We start from the raw sequence: 16,133 nt of genomic DNA, 5'->3' as shown, positions 1-16,133 counted from the left end.
CTCTCTCGATTTTGGGCTCGGGCCGGTTCGCGGCCGGGGGTGTCTTGGGATCCCCCCGGCCGGCCGCTCGATATCGCGGGGGCGTCAGCGCGCGGCGTCTTCCCGGATCAGGTCGCTCGCCTTCTCGCCGATCATGATGGCGGGGGCGTTGGTGTTGCCGGAGACGATTTCCGGCATGATCGAGCAATCAGCGATGCGCAGATTGGCGACGCCCCGCACCCGCAGGCGCGGATCGACCACGGCGCCCTCGTCGACGCCCATGCGGCAGGTGCCGGTCGGGTGGTAGATCGTGGTCGCGCTGTTCCGGACCCAATCCAGCAGCGCCTCGTCCGTCCGGACGTCGGGGCCGGGGCGGAATTCCTCCCGGATCTTGCCGGCAAGCGGCGGGAGCTCCGCGATGCGCCGGGCGATCTTGACCCCCTCGACGATCGTGCGCCGGTCGGTCTCGGTGGCCAGATAGTTGGGGCTGATCGTGGGATAGCTCTCCGGGTCGGAATCCTTGAGCCGTATTTCCCCCCGGCTTTCCGGGCGAAGCTGACAGACGGACATGGTGAAGGCGGAGAAGGGATGGACACCTTCCCCCGGGCTGTCGGCCGACCAGGGCTGGATGTGGAATTGGATGTCCGGCGTCTCGACTTGCGGGCCGGTGCGCAGGAACCCGGTGGCGAGGCTCGCCGCCATGGTCATCGGGCCGGAGCGGAACATCAGATATTTCAGCCCGATGCGCATCTGGTTGTAGAGGCTGCGCACCTCGTCGTTCAGCGTCGGCTCGTTGCATTTCAGGACAAGGCGCGCCTGGAGATGATCCTGCAGATTTCGCCCGACCGCCGGCCGGTCCACCAGTACGTCGATCCCGTGCGATTTCAGATGCGCGCCCTCGCCGATGCCGGAATGCATCAGGATATGGGGGGAACCAATGGAGCCCGCGCTCAATATCGCCTCCCGGCGGACGCGCGCGACCCGGTCGCGGCCGGCCCCGTCGCGAAAGGCGACGCCGGTGGCGCGGCCGTCCTCGATGACGATATGGCGGGTGCGCGCGCGGGTGACGATGCGCAGATTGGCGCGATCGCGGATCGGGCGCAGATAGGCGACGGCGGCCGAGCAGCGCCGCCCCCGGCGCGTGGTCAACTGGAAATAGCCGACGCCCTCCTGCTCCGGCCCGTTATAGTCGGAATTGAAGGGATAGCCGGCATTCTGCGCCGCCGCGACCCAGGCATCGCAGATCGGCCGGCTGAGCCGCATGTTGGAGACGGTGAGCGGCCCGCCGACGCCGTGATAATCGTCCTCGCCGCGCTCCTGATCCTCCGCCCGCTTGAACAGCGGCAGCACGTCGTCCCAACTCCAGCCGGCATTGCCCATCTGGCGCCAGCGTTCGTAATCCTCCTTCTGGCCGCGCACATAGAGCAGGCCGTTGAGGCTCGACGAACCGCCCAGGACCTTGCCGCGCGGCCATTCCAGGCGCCGGCCGTTCAGGCCCGGGTCGGGCTCGGTCTTGAAGCACCAATCGACGCTGGGATTGTGCATCGTCTTGAAATAGCCGACGGGCACGTGAATCCACGGGTTCGTGTCGCGTCCGCCCGCCTCCAGCAGGATGACGGATACGGACGGATCCTCGCTCAGCCGGTTCGCCAGCACGCAGCCCGCGGACCCCGCCCCGATCACGACATAGTCGGCTTCCAAATCGCTCATTCCGGGCGACTCCCCACGAGACACATTGTTTTCTTGTTGCGGGGAGAACCATAATGTGATTTTTTGAGACTGCAAGTCTCAATTATAAAAGATCAACTTGCCATCCCAAGGGAGGAACGACATGCAGATTGGCGACAAGCTGCGGCGCGTCTCGCGCCGCGATCTTCTTCGTTTGACGAAGCAGTACGGCATCACCTCGACCGTCCTGGCGGCGGGCGCCATGACCGGGGCGATCGGCCTGCCGGATCTGGCCCGCGCGGCCGAGAGCACCTATGAGAAGCGCTACAAGAAGGAGCCCAAGCATCAGCTGAAGTTCGGCGCGTCCGGCTTCAACGCCCGCAATCTGTTGATCGAGCGGGCCGGCTGTCTCGCCTTCGCCCGCGATCTGGAGGAGCGCACGGAAGGCGAGATCCGGGTCGAGTTCATCGGCGACAACCAGATCTGCGGCCAGCTTTCCTGCGTGGAGAAGACGCAGCTCGGCATCGTGGATATCTATGCGGCCTCGACCCAGAACTCGGCCGGCGGTGCGCCCTATCTCAACGTGCTCGACTATGCCTATATGTTCCCGGGCCGGGCCTCGCAGTATCACTTCCTCTACAGCCCCGAGAGCCAGCGTATCCTGCGCGATCCGCTGGAGAAGCGGCACGGGCTGAAGTTCCTGTTCTCGCACTGCGAGTTGCGCGGCATTCAGCTCGGCCTCGGCTGGGACGACAAGCCGGCGGTGACCAAGCTGGAGGAACTCTTCGGCACCAAGAACCGTGTCACCGGCACGCAGCTCGGCCGCATCGCGATGCAGCTCCTCAACCTCAACCCGGTGCCCGTCGCCTGGGAGGAGACGCTGGACGGTCTGAAGCAGGGGCTGATCGACGGGGCGGAGACCTGGGCCTCGGCCGTGGCTTACGCCAACATGTCGCCGGTGGTCTCGCAGTCGGTCGATCTGAAGTTCTTCTGCGGCACGGAGCACACCTCCATGTCCTCGAAGATCTTCGACGCGATGGAGCCGCACCTGCAGGACGCGATCATGGAATCGGCCTATTGGGCGCAGGTCCATGTCCAGGCGGCGAACGAGGCGGCGCTGGTGAAGACGGTCGGTTTCTCCGACCCGCAACTGCCCGACACGTTGTTCGTGGAACATGGGGTACGTCCGGCCTTCCTCGCCGACGACCAGATCAAGATGGCGGAGGAGATGTGCTCGCCCGAGTACAATCCCGACCCCTGGGCGGAATGGCGTGAGCGCCTCGACAACTGGGCCGGCGGCATCGACACCTATGCCGAGATCCACCGCATCGCGCGCGAGGTTCCGGCCGATATGCGGCCCGAGAATGTCGAGCCGCGTCGCTGGTGGCGTTCGGCCTGATCTTCGGCCACTATCCCCGGACGGTCGGGAAAGCCCCGGCCGTCCGGGGATTCAGCTATTCGACTCCCGACCATTTAGAGAATCGGGATCGCCGGGAGGAACAGGATGGAGACCTTTTTGGGCGAGGCGGCGGATGTCGTCCCGGCCTTCTTCACGAACGATGCCTGGATGATCCGCCAAGCCATGGGCACCGACGGCGCGTGGCTGACGGGTGGGCTGGCCATGTTGATCGGCGCGGCCCTGGTGCTGGCGCTTTATCGCGCGGTGCCGGCGATCGACCGTCACCTGGAACGCACGGTGATGGTCTGGACCTATCTGGCGATCGCGGCGGTGATCTTCGTCGAGGTGATCCGGCGCTTCGTTCTCAGCGAGCAGGCCCCCTGGTCGACGACCTTGCCGCCCTTCCTCTTCCTGATCATGACCTGGTTCGGCTGCGCCTATAATGTCCGGCTGCGCACCCATCTGGCCTTCGCGGAGGTGCGCATGAACCTGCCGCGCGCGGGTCAGATGATGTGTCTGATCCTGGACGCGGTGCTGTGGCTGTCCTTCTGCTGGATCGTCATCGTAACCTCGACGCGGGTCACGGCGAATTCGGCCTCCAATTTCCAGATCCTGCTCGGCACCGACCATGTGCTGCAATGGTGGTTCCTGGCGGTCGTGCCGATCAGTTTCCTGATCCTCGCCGCGCGGGTGCTGGAGAATCTGCTGGAGGACATCGCGAAATACCGGTCCGGCGAGACCTTGATCACGCCCGCCGTCATCGGCGGCGAATAGGAGCACGGGCGATGGATTTCTCCGACGGCACCTGGGTCACGCTGGTCTCCCTTCTGGCGACGGTCTTCTTCATGCTGGGCGTGCCCGTCTTCCTGGTCATCGCGACCTGGGTGGTGGGGTGCAGCTTCGTCCTGGGCATGACGCTCGACAATATCGGCGCGGCGCTCTCCGACGTCTTCACCGACGGCTTCGCGCTGCTGGCCATGCCGCTCTTCATCCTGACCGGCGATCTGATCAATCGGTCCGGTATCGCGCGGCGGCTGTCCGATTTCGCCTATGCCTGTCTCGGCTGGCTGCGCGGCGGGCTGGCGATGGCCAGCATCGGGGCCTGCGGCCTGTTCGCCGCGATCTCGGGCTCGAACTCGGCGACGACCGCGACGATCGGCTCCATGCTTCATCCGGAGATGGTGAAGAACGGGTACGATCCGCGCTTTTCCGCGGCCACGGCCTCCGCCGGGGGCACGGTCGGGATCATCATCCCGCCCTCGATCATCTTCATCGTCTATGGCTTCCTGATGAATCTGTCGATCTCGGAGCTGTTCATGGCCGGCATCCTGCCCGGCGCGCTGATGGTGATCGGCATGCAGTTCGTCTGCTGGATCGTCTGCCGGATGAATCGGTGGGGGCATCTGATTCCACTGCATCTCGACCGGGTGCTGAAGACCGCGTTCGGCGCCTGGCTCGGTTTCTTCGCGATCGGCCTCGTGCTCTGGGGCATCTATACCGGCAAGTTCTCGCCGACGGAGGCGGCTGGCGTCACCGTCGGGTTCTGCGTCATCGTCGGCCTCGTCTGCCTGCCGCTCAGCCGCTTTCTCGGTCTCGGGCGGGGGGAGGAGTCCATCCGCGAGACGCGTTATCGCGACATGCTGGTGGTCGAGGGATTCAAGCTGACGGAGGTGCCGGGGATCACCATGCGCTCGGCCCAGATCACGGGCATTCTCGCGCCGTTGATCGCGATCTCGGTCGTGATGCAACAGATCCTCTCGCTGCTCGGCGCGCAGGAGGTGATCGGCGCCTTCGTCACCGGCATGGGCGGCTATTACGCGGTGTTGTTCACCGCGATGGCGATCGTCTTCATTTCCGGCATGATCCTGGAAAGCCTGCCGGTCACGATCATCCTGGCGCCGATCCTGGCACCGATCGCGCAATCGGTCGGCGTCGACCCGATCCATTTCGCGGTGATCTTCCTGGTCGGCGCCTCGATCGGCTTCATCACGCCGCCCTATGGCCTCAATCTCTATGTGGCGAGCGGGGTGACCGGGGTTCCTTATTTCAAGCTTTTGAAATATACGACGCCCTATCTGATCGCCCTGATCGGGGTCTGGATCCTGGTCTCGTTGGTTCCGGATCTGGCGTTGATGCTGGTGCCGAACCAGGGGTAGGTCACCGGCGGCGCGCGGTCGACGGGAGGTGTCCCGAGAGGCGGGGGAGGTCACTTGGAAAGCGACGATAAGTCGGCCGGCATACCGACCAACATGCGTCTCCTCATCATCCTGGAGGAGTTGGCCCAGGCCGGCGTCCCGGTGACGCCGACCGCGGTGAACGAGACGCTCAACCTGCCGAAACCGACGATCCACCGGCTGTTCGCGACGTTGGAGGAGGAAGGGTTCTTGCAGCGCGAGTTGGACGGCCGCTCCTATTCCGCGGGCCGGCGTCTGCGCAAGCTTTCGACCAACGTGCTGTCCTCGCTGCGCATCCGCACGGCGCGCCTGTCGGTCCTGAACGCGCTCGCCGACGAGGTGGGGGAGACCTGCAACATCGCGGTGCCCGACCGGGACGTGATGATCTATCTCGACCGGGTCGAGACCAAATGGCCGCTGCGCATCCAATTGCCGGTCGGCACGGAGGTGCCTTTCTACTGCACCGCCAGCGGCAAGATGTATCTCTCGACCCTGCGCAACGCCCATCTCGACCGCTATCTCAACACGGCGAAGCTGGAGCCCTATACCGACCGCACCAAGACCGACCGCGCCGCGCTGCGCGCGGAGATCATGAAAACGCGGGAGCGCGGATACGCCCTCGACGACGAGGAATTCATCGAGGGGATGATCGCCGTCGCGGTGGCGATCAAGGGCGATATGGGGCGGCTGGTGTCGACATTATCCTTTCATGCGCCCACTCAACGCCTGACATTGCCGGAGGCGGAGGAGCGTCTGCCGAGCCTCCATCGCGCGGCCAGGGAATTGGGCGCCCTCCTGGTCGAGAGCGCTTGAGCCATGGGGCGCGGGGCGGAAACGGGGGAGGGCGGCCGGTGACGAGCCTCCTGGCCGCGGCGCTCATCGTTTTCGGGGCGGCGGCGCTGCAATCCTGCACCGGCTTCGGCTTCGCGATCATGGCGACGCCGCTTCTCTTCCTGATCTACGATCCGCATCTGGCCATCCAACTCAATATCCTGTTGTCGATCGTGATCTCGGTCATCATGGCGCCGGGGCTCTACCGGCTGCTCGACCGGGGGCTGTTCAAGCGGTTGCTGATCGGCGGCGCGGCAGGGCTGCCGCTCGGCCTGCTGGTCTATCTTTATGCGCCGACGACGACCCTGCGCGGTGTCGTGGGGGGGATCGTCGTCCTGCTTACCGCGTTGATGCTGGTGCGGGTGCCGATACGGCGCAGCCCGCCTGCGGATGTGGGCACGGGCGTGCTGTCGGGTCTGACGACCACCGGGCTCGGCATGCCGGGGCCGCCGTTGCTGGTTTATCTGGCGGGTACCGGTACCGACAAGGAGACGCTGCGCAGTACCACGCTGTGTTTCTTTCTATTCGTCTACGCGGCGAGCCTAGCGGTACAGGGTGTGGCGGCGGGGATCGAACCTGATTTGTGGCGGCTTTCCGCCATCCTGCTGGTGCCGACGCTGGCCGGCGTCGTGGTTGGGCGCAAGCTCTTCACGCTCGTCGACCAACGGACCTTCCGTTATCTGACCCTGGCTCTGCTCGGCGCGACCGGACTCTATCTGGTGGTGGAGACGGTGGGTACGCTCTGACACGCGGTTCGCGTGGAGGGCATGGTGCGGCCCGATCTCCCCTGCGTGTCCCAGGCGAAGATAATTCGTCCTTTTACTCCCCCTTAACCAGGACCGGACCATAAGTGCCGGGTCGAACCCATGGACTTTTGGCGGAGTGAAAATCCATGACTGCTTTCTTCAAGTTTCGCAAGCTGTTGGCTCTCGCCGTGCTGATATGCGCGACGGCAAGCCTATCGCTGGCGCGGGCCGAGTCGGCGGCGTTGGATGCGCCCAAGGGGCCGGTCGTTCTTTCGGTCGAGGGACGGATCGCCAACACGAACCGGGCGGGTGGCGCCGATTTCGATATGGAGCAACTGCAGGCGCTGCCCTGGGTAACGCGCGAGACCTATACCGATTGGACCGATGGCGCACAGACCTTCGAGGGCGTTCCGCTACAGGCCCTGCTGGACGCGGTCGGGGCGCGGGGCGACCGGATCACCGCCGTCGCGCTCAATGATTACAAGGTTGGCCTGCCGGCCTCCGACGCGAAGGAGCATGACGTCCTGCTCGCCATCAAGCATGAGGGGAAATTCATGCGGGTTCGTGACAAGGGGCCGATCTGGATCATCTATCCCCGCGACGAGGCGTCCTCGACCCTGCCCGATCGCCATAACGAGAAGATGGTGTGGCAGTTGCGAACCCTGGTGATCGAATAAGCACCGATCGGCGAGGGACGTCGGCGATGCCGTCGAATAGAAGAAGAAACAAGCGTCTCGAAGCGCTCAAGGCCTGGCTCTCCACCATGTGGATGCGGAGCTGGGCCTCGCGCGCCGTGATCGCGCTTGCCCTTCTCTTTCCGATTCTGAGCCTCGCGGCGATCGTCAATCTTCAGCAAGAGCGTGATTCCTACTCCTATGTCGTTCGTTCGACCAATTGGATCGCATTCCAGTTGGAACTCGAACTTCACCGTTTCCTGTCGACCCTGGATCACTACCGGCTTGGCGAGCAATCGACGGACGAGGCCATGGTGGTTCAGCGGTTCGACATTCTGTGGAGCCGGCTCGACGTGGCCATGAACGGGGTGGAGGGCGAGGGCGTTCGCCGTCTCGCAAGTACGGAAAGGCTCTTTCCCGAGATGCTCGCGGCCCTGACACGGGCGGATGCGGTTATCCTGAATCTCGCCGATGCCGATGCCGGTCGGCTGCGCGATGTTCGCGAGACATTGGGGGCGTTCGAGGAATCCGTGCACGATGTCGCCCTGGCCATGCAGTTCGGCGAGGGGCACGAGCATCTGGTCTCCCGCATCGAGGTGAGCCAGGACCGCACGTTGATCGGTGTCGCGGCATTGGTTCTGACGGGGATGCTGGCCGTGTTGGTGCTCTATTGGCAGAATTCACGCTCGCGTGCCCTGCTGCGCGAGCAGTCGGCGCTTCGCGAGAAAGCGGATGCGGCCAACCGGGCGAAATCCCTCTTCCTTGCCAATATGAGCCATGAGCTGCGCACGCCGCTCAACGCGATCCTGGGATTTAGTCAGTTGTTGAGCTGCGAGATGCTGGGGCCGCTGGGTAACCCTAAATACAAGGAATATTCCGAGGATATCATCACCAGTTCCGAGCATCTGCTGGAGGTGATTTCCGATCTTCTGGATATGGCGCGGATCGAGGCCGGCTATACGCAGTTCGAGGAAGGGGTCGTCGATCTCGCGCAGGAGGCGCGCCGCGCCGTCGCCATCCTGGAGGAGACGGCCGGTATTCGCGGCATTCGGATCGAGATGCCGGACCCCTTGCCACGTGACAAGCTCTGGGGTGATGCGCGGATGGTGCGCCAGATGATCCTCAACCTGACGTCGAACGCGATCAAGTTCTCCCACCCGGGTGGGGTCGTGCGCATTCATTACGGATTCCACGAGGAGTCCGCCTATATCGCGATCGCGGACGAGGGGGTCGGGATCGCCGAGGGCGATCTGCAACGCATCTGCGAACCCTTCGTGCAGGTCGACGAGAACTTCGATCGACGCCATGAAGGCAGTGGCCTCGGTCTTGCCCTGGTCAAGGCTTTCGCGCGGCTGCATGATGCGGGATTGTCGCTGCAAAGCGCGCTCGGCAAGGGTACGATCGCGAGCGTGCGCTTCCCGAAGGACCGCACCGTCGCGGAGACGGAGGGGCCGGAGGGCAAGGAGGAAAAGGACGACCCGGCGAGGCACGAGCCGTCCGACCCGTCCTCCATTCTCCAAGACCGCGTCGAGGCCGCTTGGCGCTGACCTTCTATCGCCTTCCGTTCAGGTCGGCCGTCAGCAATCCAGCGTGTTCTTCCGCTCCCAATCGGTGAGGGAGCGGGCATAGGCGTTCCACTCCTCCGACTTGATCTTCAGATAGGCGTTGGAGAAATCCTCGCCCAGCGCGGCGCGCAGGGTCTTGTCCTTCGCGAAATTGCGCACGGCGTCGATCAGATAGAGCGGCAGCTTCCCGACGCCGCGCGCCTTGTGCCCCTCGGCATACATGTCGATGTCGAGGCGCTTGCCCGGATCGGTTTCCTTGGCCATGCCGTCGAGGCCCGCGGCCAGAACCGAGGCCGCCAGCAGATAAGGGTTCGCCGCCCCGTCGGCCAACCGCAACTCGAACCGGCCCGGATCGGGGATACGGACCATGTGGGTGCGGTTATTGCCGCCATAGCTGATCCGGTTGGGCGACCATGTGGCCCCGGATGTCGTGACGGGCGCGTTGATCCGCTTGTAGCTGTTGACCGTCGGGTTGGTCAGGGCCGCCAGCGCCGGGGCATGCGCCATCATGCCGCCCAGGAAGTGATAGGCGGCGGCGGAGAGGCCGAGTTCGCCTCCCTCCTCCAGGAACACGCACTTCTTGCCCGCCGCGTCCCACAGCGACAGATGCATGTGGCAGCCATTGCCGGTCAGATCCATGAAGGGCTTGGGCATGAAGGTCGCGCGCAGACCGTGAGTCTCCGCCACCGACTTCACCATGAACTTGAAGAAGGCATGGCGGTCGGCCGTGACCAGGGCGTCGTCATAGTCCCAGTTCATCTCGAACTGGCCGTTCGCGTCCTCGTGGTCGTTCTGATAGGGCCCCCAGCCAAGGCCGATCATCGCATCGCAGATTTCCGATATGACATCGTAGCGCCGCATCACCGCCTGCTGGTCATAGCAGGGCTTGGCCGCCACGTCGGCCGGGTCGGAGATCGCGTCCCCCTCCACCGTGATCAGGTGGAATTCCGCCTCCACGCCGGTCTTGAAGCTATAGCCCTTGGCTCTCGCGGCCTCCAATTGACGCTTCAGGACGACGCGCGGCGCCTGCTCGACGAGCGCGCCCTCCATCATCAGATCGCTGGCGACCCAGGCGACCTCCGGCTTCCAGGGAAGCTGGATGACGCTGTCCGGGTCGGGCAGGGCGAACATGTCCGGGTGGGCGGGCGTCATGTCGAGATAGGTGGCGAAGCCGGCGAAGCCCGCGCCGTTCTCCTCCATCTCGGCGATCGCCGGCGTGGGCACGAGCTTCGAGCGCTGGATGCCGCTCAAATCCGTGAAGTTCACCAGGAAATACTTGATGCCGTTCTCTTTCGCGAAGGCTTCCAGCTTGCTCGCCATGGCTCCAACTCCCCCTTCTCGTCCCCGTCCGTGTGATCCGAATGCGTCTTAGAATCCCTGTCCCGGAATCCACCCCGTCCCGGCCAGCGGGACCTTGGCCATGGCCGCCGCCTCGATTGTCAGGGCCTGCAAATCCTCCGGCTCCAGGTTGCGCACATGGCTCTTGCCGCAGGCCCGGGCCAGCGTCTGCGCCTCCAGGGTCAGGACCCGCAGATAGTTAGCGAGGCGTTGGCCCGCCTTCTCGGGGTCGAGACGCTTGGACAGATCCGGGTCCTGGGTCGTGATGCCGGCCGGGTCGCGGCCCGCCTGCCAATCCTCGTAGAAGCCGGGGGCGGTGCCGAGCTTCTCGTACTCCGCCGCCAGGTCCGGCCGGTTGTCCCCCAGCGCGATCAGCGCCGCCGTGCCGATGGAAACCGCGTCGGCCCCCAGCGCGATGGCCTTCGCCACATCCGCGCCCGAGCGGATGCCGCCGGAGACGATCAACTGCACGCCCGTGCGATGCAGGCCGAGTTCCCGCAGCGCCTCCGCCGCCAGCCGAACCGCCGGCAGGGTCGGGATGCCGACATGCTCGATGAAGCATTCCTGCGTCGCGCCCGTGCCGCCCTGCATGCCGTCGACGACGACCACGTCCGCGCCGGACTTCACGGCCAGCATGGTGTCGTAATAGGTGCGTGTCGCGCCGACCTTCACATAGATCGGAACCTGCCAGTCGGTGATCTCCCGCAACTCCCGAATCTTGATCTCCAGATCGTCCGGCCCGGTCCAGTCCGGGTGGCGGCAGGCGCTGCGTTGGTCGATATCCTTGGGCAGGGTTCGCATTTCGGCCACGCGCTCGGAAATCTTGTGACCCAGCAACATGCCGCCGCCGCCGGGCTTCGCGCCCTGGCCGACGACGACCTCGATCGCGTCGGCCTTGCGCAGATCGTCCGGATTCATGCCGTAGCGGCTGGGCAGATATTGATAGACCAGCTTGGTGGAGTGGCCGCGCTCCTCCTGCGTCATGCCGCCGTCGCCGGTGGTGGTGCTGGTGCCGACCGCGCTGGCGCCGCGCCCCAGCGCCTCCTTCGCCTGGGCGGAGAGGGAGCCGAAGCTCATGCCCGCGATGGTGACGGGGATGTCGATGGTAAGCGGCCGTTCCGCATGGCGCGCGCCCAGCGTCACATCGGTGCCGCAGGCCTCCCGATATCCCTCCAACGGATAGCGCGAGACGCTGGCCCCCAGGAAGACAAGGTCGTCGAAATGGGGAAGTTTCCGCTTCGCGCCGAATCCCCGGATCTTGTAAATCCCCTCGGAGGCCGCGCGCTGGATATCGTGGATCGTCGCCCGGTCGAAGATCTGCGATTCGCGAAGGTGGCTCGTGTCCATGCTCATGCCCTGTCCGGTCCTCAATAGGCGCCGAGATTGTCGATCTTGAAATTATAGAGCCGGCGGGCCGACCCATAGCGACGGAAGGCGCCGGGGTCCTGGTCGGTCAGCCCCGCGCGTTGCAGCAGGGCGGCCAGTATTTTCCGATCGTCCGCCGTTATCTCCTTCTCCTCGCAATCGGCGCCCAGGCCCTTCGCCGCGCCGCGCAGGAAGATGACGGTCTCGTAGATCGAATCGCCCAGCCCGTCGTCCGCGTCGCCGCAGATCACCAGATGGCCGGCCTGGGCCATGAAGGCGCTGTTATGGCCGACCGATCCCCGGACCACGATATCGACCCCCTTCATCGAGATGCCGCAGCGCGAGGCCGCGTTGCCCTCGATCACCAGCAGCCCGCCATGGGCGGTCGCGCCGGCGGATTGGCTGGCGTCGCCGGTGACGCGGACCGTGCCGCTCATCATGTTCTCGGCCACGCCGACGCCGGCATTGCCCTCGATGGTGACGGACGCCTTCTGGTTCATGCCCGCGCAGTAATAGCCGACATGCCCCTGGATGGTGACGTCGATCGCGCGGTCCAGCCCCGCGGCCAGCGCGTGCGCGCCGCGCGGGTTGGTGACGGTGAAGGTCCGTTCCGCGCCGCCCTCGCGCGCGCGGCCTTGCAGCAGGCGGTTGGCCCGGCGCAGGTCGGTGGTCTCCAGATCGATCGTGTTCACGCCGTCCCCCAGCTATAGATCGTGGCCGGCTTCGGCTCCCAGACCCGCGCGTCCTCGACGCCGGGCAGGCGGGCCAGGGCGCGGAACTCGCTCGCCATCGCGACCCATCGGTCGGTCTCCGCCATCACGGCGGGCTTGCAGGCGATGGGGTCGCGGATCACCGCGAAGCCCTCCCGCGTTCCGACGGTGAAGGTGTAGAAGCCGTCGAAATCCTTGAGGCCCGCTTCCAGCGCCTCCGTCAGGCTCGCCCCTTGCGACAGGCGCCAGGCGAGATAGCCGGCCGCCACCTCCGAATCATTCTCCGTCTGGAAGACCAACCCCTCGCGGCGCAGCATGCGCTTCAGGCTCTCGTGATTGGAAAGGCTTCCGTTATGGACGAGGCATAGGTCCTCGCCCGTGTTGAAGGGATGCGCGCCCTCGGTCGTCACCGCGCTCTCGGTCGCCATGCGCGTATGGCCGATCATGTGCGTGCCGGTCATCTGCGGCACGCCGAAACGCGCCATGACATCCGCCGGCAGGCCGATCTCCTTATAAATCTCCAGGCTCGTGCCCGTGCTCATCACCCGGACCTCGGGACGGTTGGCGGTCAGCCAATCGCGCATCGCCTTGGCCCGGACGGCCCCGCGCAGGACGGCGTGGCTCGCCACCCGGTCCCAGGCGATGCGGGTACCCAGATCGTCGCCCATCGCCTGGGCCAGGGCGGCCCAGTCGAAGCGTTCGTCCGGGTCGTAGAGGCTTGCCTTCGCCGCGCCCGTCTCTCCCCCACCGGTCTCGCCGGCATCGGAGGAGGCGCCGTCGCGATAGACCGCGAAACCGGCGCTGTCCGGGCCGCGGTCGGTCATTTCCGCCAGCATGGGGCCGAAGAACGCGCCAAGCTTCCCGCGCAACTCCGGGTCCTTCAGATAAAGGCCGACGATTCCGCACATCGCGTTCCATGCCCTCCTTGGCTCTTGATCGCGGAGGGTATGAATATCCCGACTGAAAAATTAATCAAGGGAATATTCGTCAGCTTTCGTCCGATCGCTCCGCATTGGAGATGATGGAGAGATATATGGCCGGCAATTCCAGCAGTTCCGCGGGCCCATGCGGCGACATCGCGTCGAAGAACAGGCTGTCGCCGGGGTCGAGCGTGAAGCTCCGGTCGCCGTGGCGATAGACCATCCGCCCCTGTAGCACGTGGATGAACTCCATCCCCTCGTGCTTGAATTCGTCATAGGGCTCGGAGCCCTCATCCAGCGTGATGAGATAGGGATCGACCTCCAGCGGCCCGCGCACCGAATGGCCGAGAAGCTGGTAGATATGCCCGACCCGCGTGCCGCGCCGGTCGATGCGGATGCCCTCCCCGGCGGGGACGTAGGAGACGTCGCGGCTGCGTTCGCCCGCGCTGAAGAAGGAGGAGACGGGCACCGCCAACGCCTCCGCGACGCTGGCCAGCGTCGTCAGAGAGGGGCTGGTCTGGCCGGTCTCGATCTTGGACAACATGCTCTGCGACAAGCCCGCCGCCTCGGCCAGCGCCGCCACCGTCATGTCCTGTTTCTTGCGTTGGCGGCGGATTTCCGCACCGATCGCCGCTTCCAGCTTCGTGCCCGTCATCGCCGCCCGTGCCATCTCGCGAGGGAATTCGTCACGCCCGCCAGTATGCGTCGGCCGTCGCGATCTTCAAGCGGCGGGACGGAATGGGGAAGGATATCACGGCAGGAGGAGCGGACAGGCACCGGGTTCGACACGTCCGCCGCATAAAAAAACCCCGCCGGGCGGAACCCGGCGGGGTGGTAGGAATCGTCCCGGATCAGGCCGTTGTCTGGACCCGGTCGGAGACGTATTTCGCTTCGTGCCTCAAGCCCAGATAGAGCGACAGGCACATCACGATCAGCACCAATGTGAAAGGCAGCCCGACCGTGATCGCCGCCGCCTGCAAGGCGGTCAAGGCGTCCGCCCCGCCGCCGAACAGCAGCGCGGCCGCCACGACGCCCTCGATCACGACCCAGAAGACACGCTGGACCGCCGGGGCGTCGACCTTGCCGCCGGCCGTGATCGCGTCGATCACGAGCGAGCCGGAATCGGACGAGGTGATGAAGAACACCAGCACCAGGATGACGCCGATGCCGCTGGTGATCGCCGTGAAGGGCAGATTCTCCAGCATTTGGAACATCGCCAGTTCCACGCTGCTGAGGCCGTCGGCCAGCGCGCCGACCTGGCTTTGGATCTGATCCAGCGCCGAGCCGCCGAAGACGCTCATCCACACCAGGGTCACCAGCGTCGGCACCAGCAGCACCGCGATGATGAACTCCCGCACCGTGCGGCCATAGGAGACGCGCGCGATGAACATGCCGACGAACGGCGACCAGGAAATCCACCAGGCCCAGTAGAACACCGTCCAACCCTGCATCCAGGCCTCGTCGTCGCGGCCCATCCAGTTGGAATAGGAGACGATGTCCTGAACATAGCCGACGGCCGTCGTGCCGATGGTCGTGAAGATCAGGGCGGTCGGCCCGACGATCATCACGAACAGCAACAGCAGGCCCGCGATCCCCATATTGATGTTGGAGAGCAACTTGACCCCGCCGTCGAGGCCCCGGAGCACCGAGATCAACGCGATGGCGGTGACGCCGAGGATGATCGCGAGCTGGATGCCGAAGGCACTGCCGGCCTCCTCCGCGGGCACGCCGGACAGGAACTCGATGCCGGCGGCCGCCTGCTGCGCGCCGAAGCCGAGCGAGGTGGCGAGACCGAACAGCGTCGCGACGACCGCGATCGTGTCGATCAGGTGACCGAACGGTCCCCAGCTCTTATCCTTGATCAGCGGATAGAAGGCGGAGCGGATGGTGAGCGGCAGCCCCTTGTTGAAGCTGAAGAAGGCCAGCGACAGGGCCACCACCGCATAGATCGCCCAGGGGTGCAGGCCCCAGTGGAACATGGTGGCGCTCATCGCCTTCTGGGCGGCTTCCGGCGTATTCGCCTCGACGCCCAGCGGGGTTTCGTACCAGCCGGTGTAATAGGCCGTCGGTTCCGCCACGCTCCAGAACATCAGGCCGATGCCCATGCCGGCCGCGAACAGCATCGCGAACCAGGAGAAATAGCTGAATTCGGGCTTCGCCTTGTCGCCGCCCAGCCGGATCTTGCCGACCGGCAGGAAGATCAGCACCAGCGTGAAGATCACGAAGATGTTGCCGGCCAGCATGAACAGCCAATCGAATTTCGCGATCGACCACCATTTGGCGCTGTCCAGGGCCTCCTTGGCCTCGTGCGGGACGACCAGCGTACCGATCACGAAAACCAGGATCAGCCCCGCCGCGATCCAGAACACGGGGTGATGAACATCCATCCCCCATTTCTGGAGATTGTCCTGACCGACCTCGTAATCGGTCTCGTATAGATTCGCCTTGTCCGTGGTATCACTCATGCCAAGACTATCTCCCCTCTTAATCGATGCCGCCGGGGGCTCCATTCGTGTTCGCGGTCGGCGAACGGTCGAACGGGACGCCCCGTGGGCGGCCGTGGTTATCAGGGAAGGTAATAGCGATCGCGCGGGCTCGGACGCGAACGTCCGCGGCGGGTTATTCTCGCGGCCCGCCTGCCGCCCGCATGCCGAACGAATCCGACACATCGACGGGCCGGTCGGAACCGGTCCATCACGCCACCACCCCTGCTACATGACGCGCGGCCCTTCTTTCCTTCGGCGAGGTCCGTCGCATCCTGTTC

Annotated in this window: 14 protein-coding genes; 7 read left to right on the top strand and 7 right to left on the bottom strand. The window is 65.2% G+C overall.

The genetic code is table 11. The features are described 5' to 3' along the window. Nucleotides 1–84: 84 nt before the first annotated feature. Nucleotides 85–1,689, bottom strand: coding sequence for a GMC family oxidoreductase (locus KAJ83_RS18635; RefSeq protein ID WP_210683635.1), 1,605 nt, complete (start codon nt 1,687–1,689; stop codon nt 85–87). Nucleotides 1,690–1,810: 121 nt separating this feature from the next. On the opposite strand from KAJ83_RS18635, the gene KAJ83_RS18630 reads away from it, so the two are divergent. The 7 genes from KAJ83_RS18630 to KAJ83_RS18600 all read left to right on the top strand — a co-directional run bounded on the left by KAJ83_RS18630 (nt 1,811) and on the right by KAJ83_RS18600 (nt 9,018). Next, on the top strand, nt 1,811–3,046 hold the full coding sequence (locus KAJ83_RS18630) for a TRAP transporter substrate-binding protein (RefSeq protein WP_210683634.1): 1,236 nt from the start codon (nt 1,811–1,813) through the stop codon (nt 3,044–3,046). Nucleotides 3,047–3,151: 105 nt separating this feature from the next. Then, a complete protein-coding gene (locus KAJ83_RS18625) occupies nt 3,152–3,820 on the top strand; it encodes a TRAP transporter small permease (protein WP_210683633.1) in 669 nt (222 codons plus the stop codon). Between the two features lie 11 nt (nt 3,821–3,831). Continuing rightward, a complete protein-coding gene (locus tag KAJ83_RS18620; protein ID WP_210683632.1) occupies nt 3,832–5,202 on the top strand; it encodes a TRAP transporter large permease in 1,371 nt (456 codons plus the stop codon). A 54-nt stretch (nt 5,203–5,256) separates the two neighbouring features. Beyond that, the gene (locus KAJ83_RS18615; protein WP_210683631.1) at nt 5,257–6,033 is read left to right on the top strand and encodes an IclR family transcriptional regulator; all 777 of its coding nucleotides are present in this window, start codon (nt 5,257–5,259) and stop codon (nt 6,031–6,033) included. 38 nt (nt 6,034–6,071) lie between these two features. Further along, the gene (locus tag KAJ83_RS18610; protein WP_210683630.1) at nt 6,072–6,797 is read left to right on the top strand and encodes a sulfite exporter TauE/SafE family protein; all 726 of its coding nucleotides are present in this window, start codon (nt 6,072–6,074) and stop codon (nt 6,795–6,797) included. Nucleotides 6,798–6,943: 146 nt separating this feature from the next. Beyond that, entirely contained in the window at nt 6,944–7,474 is a 531-nt protein-coding gene (locus tag KAJ83_RS18605; protein WP_210683629.1) for a putative pterin-binding protein, read from the top strand. 26 nt (nt 7,475–7,500) lie between these two features. Next, nucleotides 7,501–9,018, top strand: coding sequence for a sensor histidine kinase (locus tag KAJ83_RS18600; RefSeq protein WP_210683628.1), 1,518 nt, complete (start codon nt 7,501–7,503; stop codon nt 9,016–9,018). 30 nt (nt 9,019–9,048) lie between these two features. Here KAJ83_RS18600 and glnT read toward each other — a convergent pair whose 3' ends face one another. The 6 genes from glnT to KAJ83_RS18570 all read right to left on the bottom strand — a co-directional run bounded on the left by glnT (nt 9,049) and on the right by KAJ83_RS18570 (nt 15,834). Continuing rightward, complete coding sequence (gene glnT / locus KAJ83_RS18595) at nt 9,049–10,356, bottom strand: type III glutamate--ammonia ligase (protein ID WP_210683627.1); 1,308 nt, start codon at nt 10,354–10,356, stop codon at nt 9,049–9,051. A 48-nt stretch (nt 10,357–10,404) separates the two neighbouring features. Further along, complete coding sequence (locus KAJ83_RS18590) at nt 10,405–11,727, bottom strand: FMN-binding glutamate synthase family protein (protein WP_379786733.1); 1,323 nt, start codon at nt 11,725–11,727, stop codon at nt 10,405–10,407. 14 nt (nt 11,728–11,741) lie between these two features. Beyond that, on the bottom strand, nt 11,742–12,431 hold the full coding sequence (locus tag KAJ83_RS18585; protein WP_210683626.1) for a GltB/FmdC/FwdC-like GXGXG domain-containing protein: 690 nt from the start codon (nt 12,429–12,431) through the stop codon (nt 11,742–11,744). Beyond that, a complete protein-coding gene (locus KAJ83_RS18580; RefSeq protein ID WP_210683625.1) occupies nt 12,428–13,357 on the bottom strand; it encodes a class II glutamine amidotransferase in 930 nt (309 codons plus the stop codon). Before KAJ83_RS18580 ends, KAJ83_RS18585 begins: the two co-directional genes overlap by 4 nt. Before the next feature lie 79 nt (nt 13,358–13,436). After that, nucleotides 13,437–14,024 (bottom strand): helix-turn-helix domain-containing protein, encoded by a 588-nt coding sequence (locus KAJ83_RS18575; protein WP_246484886.1) that lies wholly within the window; start codon nt 14,022–14,024, stop codon nt 13,437–13,439. A gap of 196 nt (nt 14,025–14,220) precedes the next feature. Beyond that, nucleotides 14,221–15,834, bottom strand: coding sequence for a BCCT family transporter (locus KAJ83_RS18570; RefSeq protein ID WP_210683623.1), 1,614 nt, complete (start codon nt 15,832–15,834; stop codon nt 14,221–14,223). Nucleotides 15,835–16,133 lie beyond the last annotated feature (299 nt).

The sequence above is a fragment of the Marivibrio halodurans genome (assembly GCF_017963645.1).
Lineage (GTDB): Bacteria > Pseudomonadota > Alphaproteobacteria > UBA8366 > Aestuariispiraceae > Marivibrio > Marivibrio halodurans.
The sequence above is the reverse complement of the archived record's forward strand: the minus strand, read 5'-3'. Positions and strand labels throughout refer to the sequence as shown.